The following is a 2,104-nucleotide window of genomic DNA, read 5'->3' as shown; positions in this document are numbered from 1 at the left end:
CGCTCCAGCACGCGGCCGTCGCGGGCCTCGACATGCTTGCCGTCGATCAGCAGCTTGTAGGTCTTCGGCGCCGCGGACGCCTCGGCCGGCATGGAAATCTTGAGGGGTGCGTTCATCGGATTCCTCTAGGACCTCGAAAAGGCCGGCTTCTGCTTGGCCTTGAATGCGCCGACGCCGGCCTTGAGGTCGCCGGTCAGCGCAATGAAGGCGCTGGCCAGCGCTTCCGTGGCTGCAGCGCTGTCCTCGCCCTCGGCGACCGCGATCATCAGCTTTGCGGCCTCGGTCGCCAGCGGCCCGCGCTCGGCGATTTTTTCTGCCCAGGCCTTGGCCTCGGCGAGCGCCTTGCCGGTCTCGACGACGCGGTCGACAACGCCCAGCGCAAGCGCTTCGCTCGCCAGCAGGACTTCGCCTCCGATGGCCATGCGCCGCACCGTCTGCACGCCGAAGCGGCGCACGGCGCGCTGCGTGCCAGACCAGCCGGGAACGACGCCGATCGAGGTTTCGGGAAAGCCCAGCTTCACCTGGGTTTCGGCGACGCGGAAATCGCAGGCCACCGCCAGCTCCAGGCCGCCGCCTAGCGCATGGCCGGACAGCACGGCGATGGTCGGCTGCCTGAGCCGCGCCAGCCGATCGAAGACACGGTGGCCATAGCGGACCCATTGCACCTGGAAATCGGCGGCGCTCAATTGTGCCCAGGCCTCGACGTCGCCGCCGGCGCAAAAGCCCTTGCCTTCGCCACGGACGAGCACGACACGCACGCCCTCAGCCAGCTCCGCCTCGTCGAGCGCCGCTTCGAGCGCGCGCAGCATCGGAATGTCCAGCGCGTTGAACTTTTCCGGCCGGCGCAGCGTGACGAAGCCGATGGCGCCGTCCTGTTCGAAGCTGACGAGACGTTCAGCCATGCGCGCCTCCGAGCGAAGCGCCGCCATTCAGCGATAGGCCGATCGGCCGATCCTGGTAGAGCGACGCCGGCGTCACCTTGAGGTCATTGGCAATACCGAGCGGAATATCGGCCTGTGCCAGCACATCGCGTTCCAGGTCGATGCCGGGCGCCAGCTCGGTCACCATCAACCCGTCGGGCGTCAGCTTCATCACGCAGCGCTCGGTGACATAGGTGATGTCCTGCCCTTGCGCGACCGCGCGCTTGCCGGAGAAGGAGATGTGCTCGACCTCTTCGACGACCTTCTTGACCTTGCCTTCCTGGTCGATGCGGATGCCGCTGTCGGCCAGCGACAGCCTGGCGCCGGCGTTGAAGAAGCCGGAGAAGACGATCTTCTTCGCCCGCGAGGTGATGTCGACGAAGCCGCCGGCGCCGGCGGTGACATGCGGCCGCGCCGAAAGTTTCGAGACATTGACCGAGCCATGGCGGTCGATCTGCAGGAAGGACAAGAGCGAGGCGTCGAAGCCGCCGGCCTGGAAGTAGATGAACTGGTGCGGCGAGGGCATGATCGCCTCGGCATTGGAGGCGCAGCCGAACTTGAAGTCGAGCAGCGGCACGCCGCCTACGGCGCCCTGCTCGATCACCCAGGTGACCTTGCCGTGCTGGCCTTCCTCCAGAAGGATGCGCGGCACGTTGGCGGAGATGCCGAAGCCGATGTTGACGGCCATGCCGTCGCGCAACTCCATGGCGACGCGGCGCGCGATCACCTTCTGGACGTTCATCTCCGCGTTGCGGAAGGTCGACAGTGGCCGGAAGATCTCGCCGGAGATCGCCGGATCGTAAGGGGTCAGCGTCGTCTGCAGCTGATCGGGCGCGACAACGATGTGGTCGACGAGCACCCCAGGCACACGAACGTCGTGCGGCTTCAGCGTGCCGTTCTCGACGACGCGCTTGACCTGCGCGATGACGACACCGCCATTGTTGCGGGCGGCGAGAGCCTGCTCCAGCCCGCCGAGATAGGCGCCTTCGTGCTCATAGGTGAGGTTGCCGCGCTCGTCGGCGGTGGTGGCGCGGATGATCGAGACGTTGGGAACGATGGCGCGGAAATAGAGCCATTCCTCGCCATCGAACTGCTGCACCGATACGATCGGCTCGCTGGCCGCCGCGTTCATGGCGCAGCCTTGGTGGCGGGGGTCGGCGAAGGTGTCGAGACCGACCTTGGTC

At 66.8% G+C, this 2,104-nt stretch carries 2 protein-coding genes; both read right to left on the bottom strand.

Features of this window, described 5'->3' with window-relative positions; translation table 11 throughout:
* Positions 1-125: 125 nt before the first annotated feature.
* Complete coding sequence (locus EN742_RS32800; protein WP_127404956.1) at positions 126-902, bottom strand: enoyl-CoA hydratase/isomerase family protein; 777 nt, start codon at positions 900-902, stop codon at positions 126-128.
* On the bottom strand, positions 895-2,104 hold a 1,210-nt coding region (locus tag EN742_RS32795; RefSeq protein WP_128333763.1), incomplete at its 5' end, for a malonate decarboxylase subunit alpha. The genes EN742_RS32800 and EN742_RS32795, both read right to left, overlap by 8 nt.

The sequence above is a fragment of the Mesorhizobium sp. M4A.F.Ca.ET.020.02.1.1 genome (assembly GCF_004022645.1).
Classification (GTDB): domain Bacteria; phylum Pseudomonadota; class Alphaproteobacteria; order Rhizobiales; family Rhizobiaceae; genus Mesorhizobium.
The sequence above is the reverse complement of the archived record's forward strand: the minus strand, read 5'-3'. Positions and strand labels throughout refer to the sequence as shown.